This window comes from Haloarcula sp. R1-2 (genome assembly GCF_011627385.1).
In the GTDB taxonomy this organism is placed as follows: domain Archaea; phylum Halobacteriota; class Halobacteria; order Halobacteriales; family Haloarculaceae; genus Haloarcula; species Haloarcula marismortui.
In genome coordinates this window covers 1001854-1017372 of sequence record NZ_JAANTG010000002.1, presented here as the reverse complement: position 1 = coordinate 1017372, position 15519 = coordinate 1001854, and the positions used below count along the sequence as shown (strand labels likewise).

Genomic DNA, 15519 nt, shown 5'->3' with positions numbered 1-15519 from the left:
CCATGCCAACACTGTGGCTCGACGAAATCGGTGCCGACGACCTGGCGCGGGTCGGCGGCAAGGCGGCGTCTCTCGGAGAACTGACCGGAGCGGGCCTGCCCGTTCCGTCGGCGTTCGTCGTTACCGCCGACACGTATCGGTCGTTCATCGAAGCAACTGGAATCGACGAGCCGCTGTTTGAGGCCGTCGATGTCGACAGCGACGACTCGCATGCGCTGGCCGAAGCGGCCGAGCGCGCCCAGGAGTTGATTCTGGAAACCGACACCCCGCCGTCGGTTCGCGAGGACCTGCTGGCTGCATACGACGAGATGGGCGACGAGGACGTTGCGGTGCGGTCCTCGGCAACTGCCGAGGACCTCCCGGACGCCTCCTTCGCCGGCCAGCAGGACACGTACCTGAACGTCTCGCGTGCGGACCTCCTGCAGCGGGTCAAGGAGTGCTGGGCGTCGCTGTTCACACAGCGGGCCATCTACTACCGCAACGAGAACGACTTCGCCCACGACGCCGTGGACATCGCCGTCGTCGTCCAGCAGATGGTCGACGCGGAGAAATCCGGCGTCATGTTCACCAGTCATCCCTCGACCGGTGGCCCGACGGCCATCATCGAGGCCGCGTGGGGGCTGGGTGAAGCGGTCGTCTCCGGTGCGGTTTCGCCCGACAACTACATTATCGACCGCGAAACGGGCACTATCGACGAGGTGACCGTCGCCGACAAGAAGGTGATGTGTGTTCGGGGCGAGGACGGCGAGACAATCGAGCGCTCCGTCCCCGAGGAGAAGCGCAACGAGCGCGTTCTCTCAGACGAAGAAATTCACCGCCTCATCGAAGTCGGCGAACGCGTTGAGGACCACTACGACACCCCACAGGACGTGGAGTGGGCAGTCTACGAGGGCGAGGTGTATCTGCTACAGTCCCGACCGATTACTACTATCGACGACCCTGAAGAAAGCGCTGGCTCGGCCAACGAAGCCGAGAGTCAACCGCCGGGGGCAAAATCGGGTGTCGCCGATGGTGGAGCGATGGAGAGCCAGTCGGAGGCGGTTCGGCTCTCCGGTATCGGCTCCGCACCGGGCCGGGTCACCGGCGTCGTCCGCATCGTCGACAAGCTCGACAACCTCGACAAGGTCGAGGACGGCGACATTATCGTCGCCGAGATGACCACGCCGGACATGGTCCCGGCGATGAAACGGGCAAACGGCATCATCACCGACGAAGGCGGGATGACAAGCCACGCGGCCATCGTCTCCCGCGAACTCGGCGTCCCGGCCGTCGTCGGCGCGGAGGACGCGACACAGAAGCTCCGGGACGGCGAAACGGTCACGCTCGACGGTGACAAGGGCACAGTCGAGAAAGGGGCCAAGGTCCCGAAGACGAGCGAGGACGAGGGCGACACCGCGGCGGTCGAGGGACACTCGCCGGTCAAGCCGATGACCGGAACGGAAGTCAAGGTCAACGTCTCCATTCCGGAGGCCGCGGAGCGAGCGGCTGCGACCGGTGCCGACGGCGTAGGCCTCCTGCGCATCGAGCACATGATTCTCTCGACGGACAAGACGCCCTCGCGCTACGTCGAGGACCACGGCGAGCGCGCCTACGTCGACGAAATCGTCGAGGGCGTCCGCTCGGTTGCCGAGGCGTTCTACCCGCGCCCGGTCCGCGTCCGGACCCTCGATGCCCCATCCGACGAGTTCCGCCAGTTACAGGGCGGCGAGGACGAACCCAGCGAGCACAACCCGATGCTGGGCTACCGTGGCATCCGGCGGTCGCTCGACCGCCCCGGCGAGTTCAAGCTCGAACTCCGGGCGTTCGAACGTCTGTACGACCTCGGCTACGACAACGTCGAACTGATGCTCCCGCTTGTCACCGACGCCGAGGACATCCTGCGGGCGAAGGCGCTGATGCAGGAGGTCGGCATCGACCCCGAGAAACGCGACTGGGGCGTCATGGTCGAGACGCCGGCGAGCGCACTCTCCATCGAGGACATCTGTGAGACGGGCATCGACTTCGTCTCCTTCGGGACGAACGACCTCACCCAGTACACGCTCGCCGTCGACCGCAACAACGGCAACGTCGCCGACCGCTTCGACGAACTGCACCCGGCCGTCCTCGAACTCATGAGCCAGGTCATCGGGACCTGCCGCGAGTACGACGTCGCCACGAGCATCTGCGGGCAGGCCGCCTCGAAGCCGCGGATGGTCGACTTCCTCGTCGACGAGGGGGTCACGTCCATCTCGCCGAACATCGACGCCGTCCGCGACGTCCAGCACGAGGTCAAGCGCGTCGAGCAGCGGCTGCTGCTCGAATCGGTCCGCTGAGGCCGCGGCCGGCTGACGTAGCCAGCAGATTTTTTTGCACCGTTCGCTTCGTTGCGGTATGGCACCCGAATCGACACCGGAAGCCAAGAGTATCAGTTCCGGTGTTTCCTACATTCCCTTCGGTATCCCCGGACTGGACGGACAGGTCCGCGGGATTCCGACCGGGAGCACGGTCCTGCTGGCCGGGGCGTCGGACGCGGGCGGCGATGCGTTCACCTACACGAGTCTCGCGACGCTGATGCTCGCGAAACACCGCCCCGAGATGGTCCCGAACGGCATTGCCCGGCGCAGCGAGGCGATTCCCGACTCGGTGACCTACATCACGCTCTCGCACGACCGCGAACACGTCTACAGCGAACTCGACGCCGTGCTCGACGGCTACCAGTTCGACACGCTCACGGACAACATGACCGTCGCGGACTTCTCCCAGCGTTTCATGGAGCTGTTGCCGGTTCCGGAGCCGCTGTTCGATGCGCGACGGAGCGACGACGAAATCGAACAGCCCGACGCCGAGCCGCCGGAGCGAGAGACCACCGAGGAGACGTTCGAGAAGTTACTTGCCGATATCAGCGACCGGGTGAGCGACGCCGCGGAGACGCTCATCGTCGTCGATTCCCTGACCGACCTCGAACGGGCGACGGAGTTCGGTCTGCCCCAGAACCACGAGGTCGCGTTCCTGCTGGGGCTTCGGGAGGCGGTCGTCAACTGGGGGAACGTGGCCTTCGTCAAGCTCAATCGACCCGCGGGCGATGTCCGCTCGGACGAACTCATCCATGGCCTGCTGCACGGCAGCGTCTACTTCTACTCGAACGACAAAGGGTTCGAGACGTATCGGACGATGCGAGTCGGCTCCTTTGGCGGCGCGCTCGACACCGAGCGCCAGACCGTCTTCGAGTCGCTGATCGGTCCCACGGGCTTTCGCGCGAAGGCGACGAAGAAGATCGGGCCGTCGAACTGGTAATTCGGTCGGTACGAGTGCTACAGGACCGACTACGGATGGCTGCCCCCGTTCTGGCCACCGTTTCGCCGTCAGGACGAATAAACAGCAGACAACGGACACGCCCGAGCACAACGGCTAAACCGCTCCCCCTCTATACTCGCGATAGATGCTCCAGCGGGCAGAGCCACAGGACTTCGAGCGCGTCCTCTCGTCGATGTGTACCGTGCCACATCCGTCGGCACGCGAAGCGGCGGAACGCTTCCTCGCGACGAACCCCGGAGACCCGGGCACGTACGAGACCATCGCCGATCTGGAACGCGAGGCCGTCGACTATCTCGGCGAGATCACCGGCCTCTCGGACCCCGCGGGCTACGTCGCCTCGGGTGGGACAGAGGCCAACCTCCAGGCGATACGTATTGCCCGTAACCGCGCCAATACGGACGACCCGAACATAGTTGCGCCCGTCCACGCACACTTCTCCTTTACCAAGGCCGCTGACGTACTCGGTGTGGAACTGCGGACCGCGCCGGCGACGGATTACCGCGCCAACATGGCGGCGATGGCCGAACTCGTCGACGAGGACACGGTGTGTGTCGTCGGCGTCGCCGGCTCGACCGAGTACGGCTACGTCGACCCGATTCCGGCCATCGCCGACCTCGCCGAGACGGTCGACGCCCTCTGTCACGTTGACGCCGCGTGGGGCGGCTTCTACCTCCCCTTCACCGACCACGACTGGCACTTCGGCCACGCGGACATCGACACGATGACCATCGACCCCCACAAGGTCGGGCAGGCGGCGGTTCCTGCCGGCGGACTACTCGCTCGTGACCGCACGCTGCTCGATGAGCTCGCTGTCGAAACGCCGTATCTGGAATCGACGGACCAGCTTACGCTGACAGGCACGCGGTCGGGTGCCGGCGTGGCCTCGGCTGTCGCGGCGATGGAGTCGCTGTGGCCGGCGGGCTACAGACAGCAGTACGAAACGTCAATGGCCAACGCCGACTGGCTGGCCGACCAGCTATCTGCGCGGGGCCACGACGTTGTTGGCCCGGAACTCCCCCTCGTTGCGGCTGACCTCTCGATGCCGATGACAGACGAACTCAGGGACCGCGGCTGGCGAGTCTCAAAGACCGGTGCCGGCGAGATGCGCGTCGTGTGTATGCCCCACGTCACGCGGTCGATGCTACGGTCGTTCGTCGCGGATCTCGACTGGTACTGAGTCGCTGCCCTCGGCAGGCGCTGAGTCGCAGATATCGGTTAGTACTGAATCACGGTCTCCGCTCTCGAACATACTAGTATTGAGCGCTCCCGAGAAGACATACGAAGGTTTAGAAGTGCCTGTTTGCTACAGGCAGGCGTGGACTTGGTAGTACCGACCGCATCGTTCATTGCCTTCCTCGGCGACTGTACAACCGCCGGCACACCACTGTCACCACTGGAAGAGGGGGTCTGTACGGCCACCGGTCCCACCGGGCTGGGTATTATCGCGGTGTACTCGTTTTTGATCGCGTTTATTCTCCCACTCCCGAGCGAAGTCGTACTGGTTCCGGCCGAAACCCTTCGACTCGGGCTATCAACGAACGGAAATCTGGTGGCGATTATCCTCGTCAGTGGTCTCGGGAAGGCGTTCGGCAGTCTTGTTGCCTTCCATATCGGTCAGGAGGCAAAGGAGTACGGCCCACTCGTGCGCTGGATCAAGCGCTCACGGTTCAATCTCATCGAGTGGTCTGAAAGAAAGACGGTACAGCTTGCACGGAAGTACGGCTACGTTGGACTGGCGCTTGCGCTCTGTGTGCCCTTCTTCCCCGACACCATCTCTATTTACGCGTTTACCGTTCTCGAACGCGACTACTATCGGTTCGGCGCAGCGACATTCTTCGGCAGTGCCGGGCGGCTTGTCGTGACACTCGGGCTTGCCGGTGGCACGCTGGCATTGCTGTAACCCGGAGCGTGGCCGAGCGCGCCGAAACCAACCCCCTTTTGACCCGTCGGTGGCACACGAACAGGTATGAGCAACGACGAGTTTCCGACGGACCAGCCGGCGGTCGTGACCTGTGGGTTGCCTTACGCGAACGGTGACTTGCACGTCGGCCACCTCCGGACGTACGTCGACGGGGACGCGCTGTCGCGCGCCCTCCGACGAATCGGCCAGCAGACGGCGTTCGTTTCGGGGTCGGACATGCACGGCACGCCAGTCGCGGTCAACGCCGCCGAAGAGGGCGTCGCACCGCGGGAGTTCGCACTCGACTTCCACGAAACCTACGCCGAGACGTTCCCGCAGTTCAACATCGAGTTCGACAACTACGGACACACCGACGATGAGACCAACGTCGAACTCACCCAGGAGTTCGTCCGCTCGTGGGTCGAAAACGACCACGTCCACGAGAAGGAGATAGAGGTCGCCTGGGACACTGAGGAGGACCAGCCCCTCCCCGACCGCTACGTTGAGGGGACCTGTCCCTACTGCGGGGAGCAAGCCCGCGGCGACGAGTGCGACGAAGGGTGCCAGCGCCACCTCGAACCCGGCGAAATCGAGGCCCCGGTATCGACGCTGACCGGGAACCCCGCGGAGTACCGCACCCGCGAACACAAGTTCCTCCGGCTTGCTGACTTCCAGGAGTACCTTCAGGGCTTCCTTGACCGTCTAGAAGGGACCGACAACGCCCAGAATCAGCCCCGCGAGTGGATCGAGGGCGAACTGCAGGACCTCTGTATCACGCGGGACATGGACTGGGGCGTGGACTATCCCGAAGACGTTGACGGCGGCGACGAGCTGGTGCTGTACGTCTGGGTCGACGCGCCAATCGAGTACGTCGCCTCGACGAAACAGTACACCGAGCGCGTCGGTGACGACGAGTACGACTGGGAAGCGGTCTGGAAGATCGACAGTGAGGAGCGCCACGGCACCGAGTGGGACGACGAGTGGGCCGACGACAGCGGCGAGATAATCCACGTCATCGGCCGGGATATCATCCAGCACCACGCGGTGTTCTGGCCCGCGATGCTTCGCGGCGCGGGGTACAACGAGCCCCGGTCGATTCTGGCCACCGGGTTCGTCGGCATCGACGGCAACGCGCTGTCGACCTCGCGTAACCGCGCCGTCTGGGCCGACGAGTACCTCGACGCCGGGTTCCATCCCGACCTGTTCCGGTACTACATCGCCACCGGCGCACAGATCGACACCGACGTGGACTTCTCGTGGGACCGCTTCCAGGAGCGGGTCAACGGCGAACTCGTCGGTAACGTCGGGAACTTCATCTACCGATCACTGCTGTTCGCCGAGCGCAACTACGACGGGACGCCCGACGCTGCCGTCAGCGACGACGTGCGCGGGCGAATCGAGGACGCGATTGCGGACTTCGAGGCAGCCGTCCGAGAGTACGACATCCGCGAACTGGCCGAAATCGCTATCGAGCTTTCGAACTACGGCAACGAGTACATCCAGCGCAACGAGCCGTGGAACCTCGTCGACGACGACCCCGACCGCGCCGAACAGGTCATCCGCGACTGCGTCCAGCTAACAAAGGCCGTTGCGGTGCTCATGCAGCCCGTCCTGCCGGGCAAGGCCGAGCGCCTCTGGGGCCAGCTCGGCGAACAGGGCTCCGTCGCTGACGTGACCCTCGACAGCGCGCTCGAAGCGCCGCCGGCCGAGTTCGGCGAGCCCGCGGAGCTATTCGAACAGGTCGAAGACGACCACATCGAGGCGCTGAACGAGGAACTGCAGGAACGGGTCGAGGAGGCCAGCGAGGCTTCGGCAGAAGCCTCGAATGAAGACGGCGAAGCCGCCGGAGACGAAGTGGACGACGGCGACGTGGACACCGCCGACCTCCAGCCACTCGTCGAGGACCGCATCAGCTTCGAGGACTTCGAGGGCGTCGACATGCGCGTCGGCGAGATTCGCAGCGCCGAGCCGGTCGAGGGCGCGGACAAGCTCCTGCGCCTGGAAGTCGATATCGGCCACGAGGTCCGACAGGTCGTCGCCGGCCTGCGACAGCTCCACGACGCCGAGAAGCTTCCCGGAACGCGCGTTATCCTCCTTGCAAACATGGAGAAAGCCGAGCTGTTCGGCATCGAATCCAACGGGATGGTGCTGGCCGCCGGCGACGAGGCGGACCTGCTGACGACCCACGAGGACGCTCCGCTGGGGACGCGAATCAAGTAACCACAGTCGCCAGCGCTTTTGTAGTCACGGCACGTACCGCGAAACATGGATGACGACGGGGCCGCACAGGACGATGCGGCCGCTACGGGTAATACGTTCACTGAGGAGTACGAACTGGCGACGGACGCCGACGTGATTCAGGTCGAAGACGACCCCGACGGTGACGCCGCCGACGAGGAGGGCGCAGTCGCCGGCTCCTTTGCTCCGGATCTTGAGGTGACACCCGACGCGCCAAAGCCCGAAAATGTGATTTTCGTTGCGCTGGGAGTCTGCATCGCGATTCTCGCGCTCGGGCGGATGTTCCTTGGGGCGGAGATGTACACGCCGTCTACACTCGGCGGCGTGGTCCTGTCCGTTGCGCTCGGCACCGCAGTTCTGTACGGGTTCTTCGTCCGGACGAGCGACGTGTGAGGCTGTACCGATGACGGAAGCGGTGCGCTCTCCACCCCGACACTTAATCCTGCTCCGACACTAAGTCCGTGCATGGTAAACCCGCTGGCGACGGTTGCCCCACTGCAGGCCGAACCACTGTTAGGTATGTCGCTCTCCATCCTGCTGTTTCTGGCCGGCGCGGGCCTCATCGTGGGCGAAGCGCTCGCTCCCGGGACCCACTTTTTCGTGCTCGGCGTGGCCCTGCTGACGGCGGGGCTAGTCGGGCTGTTCATCCCTGCAAGCCTGGGTATCCTCGCGCCACTCATCCTTACTGTCGTCGTGCTTGCAACGACAGCGGTCACGCTCTGGGGATATCGAAAGCTCGATTTCGCTGCGCCGGGCCGCGGCCAGACGCTCAGTTCTGACTCGCTTACGGGCCAGTTCGGAACCGTTACCGAGCGCGTGACCCGGAGCGACGGCGAGGTCAAACTGGAAGACGGCGGGTTCAATCCGTACTATCAGGCTCGCAGTTCCGGCGACCCCATCGAAGAGGGAGCGGAGGTCATCGTCATCGACCCCGGCGGTGGGAACGTTCTGGAAGTCGAAGCGGTTGAGTCGGGTGCTGATGAAATCGACCGCGCGCTCGAACGTGACCGAAACCGGAGCGATGCGGACACTGAACCAGAACGAGAGTCCGAGCGGGCGTAGGTGTGTAATTCGGTAGTTTGTGACAGGGACACCGAAGCCTTTTCTTTGCGCGCTCCGGAGTTCTCATTGTCATGTTCCCCGCGACAGCACCGCTGCAAGGTCTGGGAGGACTCGTCGGTTTCGTTACCGTCATCTTCCTCCTGATCGCCATCGCGCTGGTGTATTCCAGCGTCGTGATCATCCGCCCGTACCAGAAAGGTGCCTACACGGTCCTCGGTACCTATCGCGGCGTCCTCGACCAGGGGATTCATTTCATCTATCCCTTCGTCTCCGACGTGACGCGGTTCGATATGCGTACCCAGACGCTTGACGTGCCGCGGCAAGAGGCTATCACCCGCGACAACTCGCCGGTGACCGCCGACGCCGTCGTCTACATCAAGGTGATGGACCCGAAGAAGGCGTTCCTTGAAGTCGACAACTACGAGCGTGCCGTCTCCAACCTCGCCCAGACGACCCTCCGTGCCGTGCTGGGTGACATGGAACTGGACGACACGCTGAACAAGCGGGGCGAAATCAACGCCCGCATCCGAAAAGAGCTCGACGAACCCACCGACGAGTGGGGTGTCCGCGTCGAGAGCGTCGAGGTCCGCGAGGTCAACCCGTCCAAGGACGTCCAGCAGGCCATGGAGCAACAGACCTCCGCCGAGCGGAAACGCCGTGCCATGATTCTGGAAGCCCAGGGTGAGCGGCGCTCCGCCATCGAGACGGCGGAAGGTGACAAGCAATCGAACATCATCCGCGCACAGGGTGAAAAGCAGAGCCAGATTCTGGAAGCCCAGGGTGACGCAATCTCGACCGTCCTGCGTGCGAAATCCGCCGAATCGATGGGTGAACGCGCCGTTATCGACAAAGGAATGGAGACGCTCGCCGAGATCGGGCAGGGCGAGTCGACGAAGTTCATCCTCCCGCAGGAACTCACCTCGCTGGTGGGCCGCTACGGCAAGCACCTCCAGGGGTCGGACGTCAAGGAGAACGGCCACTCGCTGGAAGCGCTTGACTTCGACGACGAGACCCGCGAAATGCTCGGTCTGGACGACATTGAGAAGATTCTCGGACAGATCGATGAAGAAGCTGAGGTCGATGTCGAGGCGATGGAAGAGGAGGCCCAGAAAATCAAACAGGGGCAGGACAGTGGCCTCGACAACGCTGACGACGTCATCGAAGAGATGGACGCCGAGATAGACGACGACCCGGGCACGACTGACGTGGCCGGCGGTCCAGACGACACGACGCGAACGTCGGAAGTCGACAAGGACAATTAACTGAGAATCAGGCGAAGACGTTTTATTACCAACCCACCTTTTCGGTAGCAATGACACGTGAGGGCGACGTGGACGAGGACAAGCGAGCGACGCTCCGTCGCTTTGCCGCCCTCGGTGCAGCGAGCCCGTTTGCCCGCTTCGGCGACAGCGGGAGCGAGAGCGATGCACCCGATGCCATCGCCGGGTACGTCTCGGCACACCCCGGAACGCACTTCTCGAAGCTTCGTGACGACCTCAAACTCGGGACCGGTGAGGCCCAGCACCACCTCCACCGACTGGAAAACGAGGCCGTCGTCACGTCACAGAAAGACGGCGACTACCGACGGTACTTCCCGGCCGACCAGTTCTCCGAGTTCGAACAGGTGGCGCTTGGTTACCTGCGGCGCTCGACGGCCCGCGGGATGCTCGTCACGCTCCTCCGCCGCCCGGAGGTGACGGCGTCGGAACTGGCAAGCGAACTTGATGTTTCACGACCGACAGTGAGCAACTACGCCGCTGACCTGGAGTCAGCCGGGCTCCTGTCAAGAGAAAACGGGTACGCAGTTACTGAGCCAGAGACAGTGCTGACCCTGCTGATCCGGTATGCCGACTCGTTCGGTGACGATGTTGCCGCGCTGGCCGGCGAGGCCGATTCGCTACTGCGATACGATCCGTGACGCTTGCGCCGGTGATCGCTCGCTATTGGTCCACTTGGGTCTGTGTCGCCGTTACATTTCTTTGTCGACACCGGTGATTTCAAACCTGGCACCACCCGATTCGCTGTCGGTCACACTGACATCCCAGCCGTGGACGGCGGCGATATCAGCCACGATTGCGAGGCCGAAGCCGGTGCCTTCGGATGCGGTCGAGTAGCCGGCCTCGAACACTGTGTTTCGTTCGTCTTCGGGGATGCCCGGACCGTCATCAGCGACGTAGAAGCCGCTTGCGTCGTCGATATCTCCGAGAGTGACCGTTACCCCGCCGCCGTTCTCGACAGCCTCGCCGGACTGTCCCGGCTGCCCCATCTGGCCATGCTCCATGCTGTCTTGCTGCACCTGAGAAGGCGCAGATTCTGACCCGTGTGCCACGCAGTTCCGAAACAGGTTCGAAAGCAGGCGCTGCAACCGGCCGGGGTCAGCAAGAACGACGCTGTCGGTATCAGTCTCCAGAGCCGCACTCTCCGTCTCGATAGTCTCCCAGCACGCAGTCGCGGCGGTCCGTAGGTTGACGGGCTCGGTAGTCGTTGCCTCGCGTCCCTCTCGTGCCAGCGTCAGGATATCGTCAATGAGCGTCTGCATCCGCTCGTGAGCGGCATCGATACTGTCGAGGTGGTCGTTGGCCACGTCCTGCTGGGCCAGTTCCAGATGCCCCTGTGCGACTGTCAGTGGTCCCTGCAGGTCGTGGCTGACGACACTGGCGAAGGAATCCAGCCGCTCGTTCTGAACGCGGAGCCTGCGTTCACGCTCCTTCTGTTCGGTGATGTCCTGAATGAACCCCCGAACGGTCGGCTTCTCCGCGCCCTCGACGCGTTTGCCGCGGGTCCGGACCCACCGGTGGTTTCCTCTGGCGGTGATGAGCCTGACCTCGAGGTCGTACGGATCTCCATCATTGAGGGCCGCGTCGACGGCGTCCGAAACTGTCTCTCTGTCCTCTGGATGGTAGAACGACAGCCCGTCCTCGACTGTCGGGTCAAAGTCGTCGTCGACCTCGTGGATGCGGCGGGTACCCGCTGTCCAGGTCGACATTCCGCTCTCGTCGTACTCCCAAGCGCCGAGGGCGCCGAGTTCCTCCGCCTCGGCGAAGAAATCCCGTAACTGGGCAAGGTTCTGTTCGTGCTCAATGCGCTCCGTAACGTCCTGACAGTGTGAGAAGATGGTGACAACATCGCCCGAATCGTCGGTAACGAGGCGGTTGTGCCACTCGACCACGATTCGCTCGCCGTCTTTCCGGACGTTCTCATTGACGCTGTGGTAGCCGCCACTGGCCTCGCTGAGAGCGGACGTAACCGCATCGACATCGTCGTAGCTCTCCGAGCTCACGAATATCTCCCACGTTTCCCCGAGCAGTTCCGTTTCGGTGTAGCCGAATATCTCTGTGAGAGTTTCGTTGACGCGGACGATCTCGAAGTCCTGATTATATTCGACGAACCCGAGCGGCGACTGGTCGATAAACAGCGAGAGCCGGTCTTTACTCGCTTCGAGGGCGCGCTGTGACCGGTACTGTTTGACGGCGTTGACGATTCGGTTCGAAAGAAGGGCGTAGTGGCTGGTGTCGGGCGCTTTCTGTAGATAGTCAGTGACACCTGCGGAGATAGCATCACTGGCGACAGCTTCGCTACCACGGCCTGTGTACAGGATAAACGGGAGGTCAGGATAGTCTTCGCGGACAGATTCGAGGAAGTCGATACCGTTCTGGCCGGGCATTTCGTAGTCAGAAACGATACAGTCGACTGCTGCCGTTTCAAGCAGACGCAAGCCCTTTCGGGCACTCGTTGCGATCTCGATATCGAACGCAACCCGCTCTCGCTTGAGGAACGCCGCTGTCGTCTCTGCGTACTGCCGGTCGTCGTCGACGTGAAGCACCCGGATGGCGGAACCAGCCTCGCCCATTGATGCGATTGACTATGGCCTCAACGGTTATCAATATAGACATTCGGTTTTTCCAATATATCCTGAAAAATCAACGTGAAGGGGCTGAAACGAAGAGTGAGCGACGACACCGACTGTTCTCTACGTAGCCCTACATCACGGGCCCGTGGGGACGGTCAGGTGGGAGTCCCGATATATCCGCGTCGGAGTCAGCGCCGGTTCAGGCCTCGACCATCCATGTCGTCGAGGAAGAGTAGCCCCACTTCTCGACGGCCAGATCGTGGTCGCCGTCGGCGATGGCGGTCATGTTCGTGCCCACTTCTTTGGCCGAAAGGCCGAGTTCGTCGCCGATGAGTCGCGATTTGAAATACGTCTGGTCGTCAGCATTGGAACGGAGATACTCCAGAATACGTCGCTGCTTGTCCGAGAGCGGACTGTTGGGGGTTTGTGCGGTGGCGCTCATTGTACAGTTATCAACAGTACCGAGACACCCTTATTGGATTTGGTACAGACGGTTAACGGCTCGCCTTCTGGCGGTTTTCCCTCACTCGAAGCGGGGATACTGCCGCGAGTTGGGCCACGCGGAGCCCGGTTGGTACAGGCGGGAAACACCATCGCTGCTCGTCGTCGCCTCGCAGTTTGAACGACAGCGATCGCTCGCTCCGGCAGTTCTTTAATAATGGGCCGTTTTGTGGCCGAACGGAGGTCTATCACATTGGAAATCTCGGATCAACTGCTGTGTCTGTTCAGTGCCGATATCCGCGACGAGGGGGACCGGTACGTCGTGGAGGTCCCGCGTCGAGAGGTCGAGACGGGCGCAGTCGACTCAGGCAGTACCTATCGCGTTGCGCTCATCTCCGCAGATGAGGAGACAGAGACGGGCGAGGAGACGGTGTCAGACACGCCGCCGGACCAGCCACAGCCGCCGGTCGAACCGGGTGAGACGCGCTACGTCGAGATCGAAGACATCGGGAAGCAGGGTGACGGCATCGCTCGGGTCGAGCGCGGCTACGTCATTATTGTCCCAGGAGCCGAAATCGACGAACGAGTCAAGATCGAAGTCACAGAGGTCAAGTCGAACTTCGCGGTCGGCGAAATCATCGACGACGTGTGACGCTACTCATAGGGACTGCCGTCGGGGCGCTTTGCCCCTTCAGAGTCGTGGACGACGACCTGTCCGGCTGATGGGTCGACAGGTCGATAGGTGTCGCGGACGCCGATTGCTTCCGTCAGTTCTCGAACGGCGCGTTCTTTGAGCGCTGCAGCCAACTCCTCGGCGTCGGCTCTGGAGATATCTCGGCCGAGCCCCTCACACTCGTGGGCCCGAACGACTCCTTCCTCGTCGACAGCTTCACCCATCGGCTGGCTCGTCCCGCCGAGCGCGACGCTGAAGGGGTAAGTCTGACAGATGAGCGGGCGGTCGCCGTGGACCGTGCAGGCACCCGTACCGTCATCGCCCTCAGCGTAGAATGTGCAGTCGCCGCAGTCGTCGGTCTGGAGCGCCCACTCGAAGGTCTCTCCTTCGGGGCCCTCAGGGCCGTCGGCCAGTCCGTACGGCATCGGCCGGGCGACATCGCGGAAGTCGTACTCCCCGGCCGCCTGTAGCTGCCGAATCTCGTCAGGAAACACCGTCGCAGTGTGGGGTTCGGCATCGGTTTCGGCCGAGTCAGCGTTCTCGTCGGGCGCATCGACGGCGTCGTCAGCACTCTCTCCGCCTTCGCTACATGCCGACTCGGCCTTGCAGCAGGCCCCACAGCGGGTGCATTCGAACCCGATAGTCTCGATTGCGTCGGCCAGTTCCGACTCCTCAAGGGCACGGGCCCGTTCGAGTTCGGTTTCCAGAGAGTCCACAGCCCTGATAGCAGGCGGATGGGCAAAAAGGCGTCACTCCGCCGGATTCGGTGCGGCCCGCTCGCTGTCCCATGAAATAGCGCCCTCGACAGCCAGTTTTTCAAGATGGGTCAGCACTGTCCCACGGGCCAAATCGCGCACGCCGGTGAGGTCCTTCTCGTAGGCGGCCTCAAGGATTTCATCCAGCGTGGCGGCCCCGTCGTGGACAGCGTCCCGAACACGCCGCTCGCGCGCCAGTCGGTGATTGATGAGGCGCGCACAGGTCTCCCGCGGCGTCTCGATGCGCGGGCCATGGCCCGGTAACAGCACGTCGGGGTTTCTGGCGTGGAGTCGCCGCAGTGACGCGAGATAGGCCCGAACGTCGCCCTCGGGTGCGCCGACGACGACGCTACCCTCAGCAACGGCGAGGTCACCGGAGACAACGGCTCCATCTGTGGCGAAGGCGACGTGTTCCGGCGCGTGCCCCGGTGTATCGATGACAGTCACTGGGCCGGCACCGGTCGGAATCGTCGTCCCGCCGCTGAACAGTCTATCCGGGGTAATGCCGGTCGCGGCTTCGAACGCGCTCGCCCGACCGCGGCGCGCCCAGACCGTCGCGCCTGTCTCTCTGGCGTAGTGTGCAACAGCACCAGCGTGGTCAGGGTGGTGGTGCGTGAGTGCAATGTGAGCGAGGGAACGGTCGCTGAGAAGCGAATCGAGCGCATCCCCGGCGTCCGGAGGGTCCACAAGAAGAGCGGCCTCATCGCCGTAAACGTATGCTGCCGTGCTGCCGGTCGGTGCCCGTGTCGGGACGGACACGTCGGCCCGGTGCCAGTCCATGCCGATGGGTCAGACCGTGAGGAAATAAACCTGTTTGCGTGCGTCGGTGAAACTGTACCGCGAATCGACCAGACCGGACTCCTCCAGCCGGTTCAGTGCATATCTGACAGTGCGGTCCGGGAGCAGTGAACTCTCGGCTAAGTCGCCCTGTGACAACGGGGCATCGTCTTCCAGTACCTTCGCGACGAGCTTCGCGCTCGGCGGGAGTTCACGCAGGGTGTCGCGGAACTCCTCGTCAGTGAAAGGTGCTGGTGCAGCGTTTTCAGTTAATGCGCTCATAGTGGCTGATATTCAAGACTTACTGGTAAAACTTGGCTATATGCATGACCAAACAATACAGATTCTATGAAGTGTTTAATGTGTCCTTATACATGGCCGTCATCGTGTGGTTCTTGTCTCTATCACGAAGCCACGCCCAGACCTATCAGGGCAGCGAGCACGACCGGAGTCGGTCTGGTAGGGAAAACAGTCCGACCGACGAAAGGGGATTCCAGTATCGTTTTATCCCCCGCGGGGTGAGCAATAG

15 protein-coding genes are annotated in these 15519 nt (G+C 63.0%); 10 read left to right on the top strand and 5 right to left on the bottom strand.

Features of this window, described 5'->3' with window-relative positions:
• The first annotated feature begins 2 nt into the window (after window positions 1-2).
• The 9 genes from ppsA to G9C82_RS13215 all read left to right on the top strand — a co-directional run bounded on the left by ppsA (window position 3) and on the right by G9C82_RS13215 (window position 10412).
• Entirely contained in the window at window positions 3-2312 is a 2310-nt protein-coding gene (gene ppsA, locus G9C82_RS13255) for a phosphoenolpyruvate synthase (RefSeq protein WP_127014346.1), read from the top strand.
• A gap of 58 nt (window positions 2313-2370) precedes the next feature.
• Entirely contained in the window at window positions 2371-3273 is a 903-nt protein-coding gene (locus tag G9C82_RS13250) for a chemotaxis protein CheY (protein ID WP_127014345.1), read from the top strand.
• Window positions 3274-3418: 145 nt separating this feature from the next.
• The gene (mfnA, locus tag G9C82_RS13245) at window positions 3419-4471 is read left to right on the top strand and encodes a tyrosine decarboxylase MfnA (protein ID WP_127014344.1); all 1053 of its coding nucleotides are present in this window, start codon (window positions 3419-3421) and stop codon (window positions 4469-4471) included.
• Between the two features lie 138 nt (window positions 4472-4609).
• Window positions 4610-5194 carry a YqaA family protein gene (locus G9C82_RS13240; RefSeq protein ID WP_004957875.1) on the top strand — a complete coding sequence of 195 codons (585 nt, stop codon included), beginning with the start codon at window positions 4610-4612 and terminating at the stop codon, window positions 5192-5194.
• A gap of 66 nt (window positions 5195-5260) precedes the next feature.
• A complete protein-coding gene (gene metG / locus G9C82_RS13235; RefSeq protein ID WP_127014343.1) occupies window positions 5261-7414 on the top strand; it encodes a methionine--tRNA ligase in 2154 nt (717 codons plus the stop codon).
• A gap of 45 nt (window positions 7415-7459) precedes the next feature.
• Entirely contained in the window at window positions 7460-7825 is a 366-nt protein-coding gene (locus G9C82_RS13230; RefSeq protein WP_004957880.1) for a hypothetical protein, read from the top strand.
• 72 nt (window positions 7826-7897) lie between these two features.
• Window positions 7898-8494 (top strand): NfeD family protein, encoded by a 597-nt coding sequence (locus G9C82_RS13225; RefSeq protein ID WP_004957882.1) that lies wholly within the window; start codon window positions 7898-7900, stop codon window positions 8492-8494.
• A 71-nt stretch (window positions 8495-8565) separates the two neighbouring features.
• The gene (locus G9C82_RS13220; RefSeq protein ID WP_007188820.1) at window positions 8566-9756 is read left to right on the top strand and encodes an SPFH domain-containing protein; all 1191 of its coding nucleotides are present in this window, start codon (window positions 8566-8568) and stop codon (window positions 9754-9756) included.
• 50 nt (window positions 9757-9806) lie between these two features.
• On the top strand, window positions 9807-10412 hold the full coding sequence (locus G9C82_RS13215) for a MarR family transcriptional regulator (protein ID WP_127014342.1): 606 nt from the start codon (window positions 9807-9809) through the stop codon (window positions 10410-10412).
• Between the two features lie 51 nt (window positions 10413-10463).
• On the opposite strand, the gene G9C82_RS13210 is transcribed toward G9C82_RS13215, so the two are convergent.
• Window positions 10464-12344 (bottom strand): hybrid sensor histidine kinase/response regulator, encoded by a 1881-nt coding sequence (locus G9C82_RS13210; protein ID WP_127014341.1) that lies wholly within the window; start codon window positions 12342-12344, stop codon window positions 10464-10466.
• 199 nt (window positions 12345-12543) lie between these two features.
• Window positions 12544-12786, bottom strand: coding sequence for a hypothetical protein (locus tag G9C82_RS13205; RefSeq protein WP_004957888.1), 243 nt, complete (start codon window positions 12784-12786; stop codon window positions 12544-12546).
• Window positions 12787-13038: 252 nt separating this feature from the next.
• On the opposite strand from G9C82_RS13205, the gene G9C82_RS13200 reads away from it, so the two are divergent.
• Window positions 13039-13437, top strand: coding sequence for a TRAM domain-containing protein (locus G9C82_RS13200; RefSeq protein WP_049938923.1), 399 nt, complete (start codon window positions 13039-13041; stop codon window positions 13435-13437).
• A gap of 2 nt (window positions 13438-13439) precedes the next feature.
• Here G9C82_RS13200 and G9C82_RS13195 read toward each other — a convergent pair whose 3' ends face one another.
• Genes G9C82_RS13195 through G9C82_RS13185 form a run of 3 tightly spaced genes read right to left on the bottom strand, consistent with a single transcriptional unit; the run spans window position 13440 to window position 15272 of the window.
• Complete coding sequence (locus tag G9C82_RS13195; protein ID WP_127014340.1) at window positions 13440-14174, bottom strand: YkgJ family cysteine cluster protein; 735 nt, start codon at window positions 14172-14174, stop codon at window positions 13440-13442.
• 33 nt (window positions 14175-14207) lie between these two features.
• Window positions 14208-14993, bottom strand: a complete 786-nt coding sequence (locus G9C82_RS13190) for an MBL fold metallo-hydrolase (protein WP_127014339.1) — start codon at window positions 14991-14993, stop codon at window positions 14208-14210.
• Window positions 14994-15002: 9 nt separating this feature from the next.
• Entirely contained in the window at window positions 15003-15272 is a 270-nt protein-coding gene (locus G9C82_RS13185) for a helix-turn-helix domain-containing protein (RefSeq protein ID WP_007188815.1), read from the bottom strand.
• Window positions 15273-15519: the final 247 nt, after the last annotated feature.

Bases quoted from the DNA above. Each gene is read 5' to 3' on its own strand.
- ppsA (WP_127014346.1), top strand. From the start codon at position 3: ATGCCAACACTGTGGCTCGACGAAATCGGTGCCGACGACCTGGCGCGG.
- G9C82_RS13250 (WP_127014345.1), top strand. From the start codon at position 2,371: ATGGCACCCGAATCGACACCGGAAGCCAAGAGTATCAGTTCCGGTGTT.
- mfnA (WP_127014344.1), top strand. From the start codon at position 3,419: ATGCTCCAGCGGGCAGAGCCACAGGACTTCGAGCGCGTCCTCTCGTCG.
- metG (WP_127014343.1), top strand. From the start codon at position 5,261: ATGAGCAACGACGAGTTTCCGACGGACCAGCCGGCGGTCGTGACCTGT.
- G9C82_RS13230 (WP_004957880.1), top strand. From the start codon at position 7,460: ATGGATGACGACGGGGCCGCACAGGACGATGCGGCCGCTACGGGTAAT.
- G9C82_RS13225 (WP_004957882.1), top strand. From the start codon at position 7,898: ATGGTAAACCCGCTGGCGACGGTTGCCCCACTGCAGGCCGAACCACTG.
- G9C82_RS13220 (WP_007188820.1), top strand. From the start codon at position 8,566: ATGTTCCCCGCGACAGCACCGCTGCAAGGTCTGGGAGGACTCGTCGGT.
- G9C82_RS13215 (WP_127014342.1), top strand. From the start codon at position 9,807: ATGACACGTGAGGGCGACGTGGACGAGGACAAGCGAGCGACGCTCCGT.
- G9C82_RS13210 (WP_127014341.1), bottom strand. From the start codon at position 12,344: ATGGGCGAGGCTGGTTCCGCCATCCGGGTGCTTCACGTCGACGACGAC.
- G9C82_RS13205 (WP_004957888.1), bottom strand. From the start codon at position 12,786: ATGAGCGCCACCGCACAAACCCCCAACAGTCCGCTCTCGGACAAGCAG.
- G9C82_RS13190 (WP_127014339.1), bottom strand. From the start codon at position 14,993: ATGGACTGGCACCGGGCCGACGTGTCCGTCCCGACACGGGCACCGACC.
- G9C82_RS13185 (WP_007188815.1), bottom strand. From the start codon at position 15,272: ATGAGCGCATTAACTGAAAACGCTGCACCAGCACCTTTCACTGACGAG.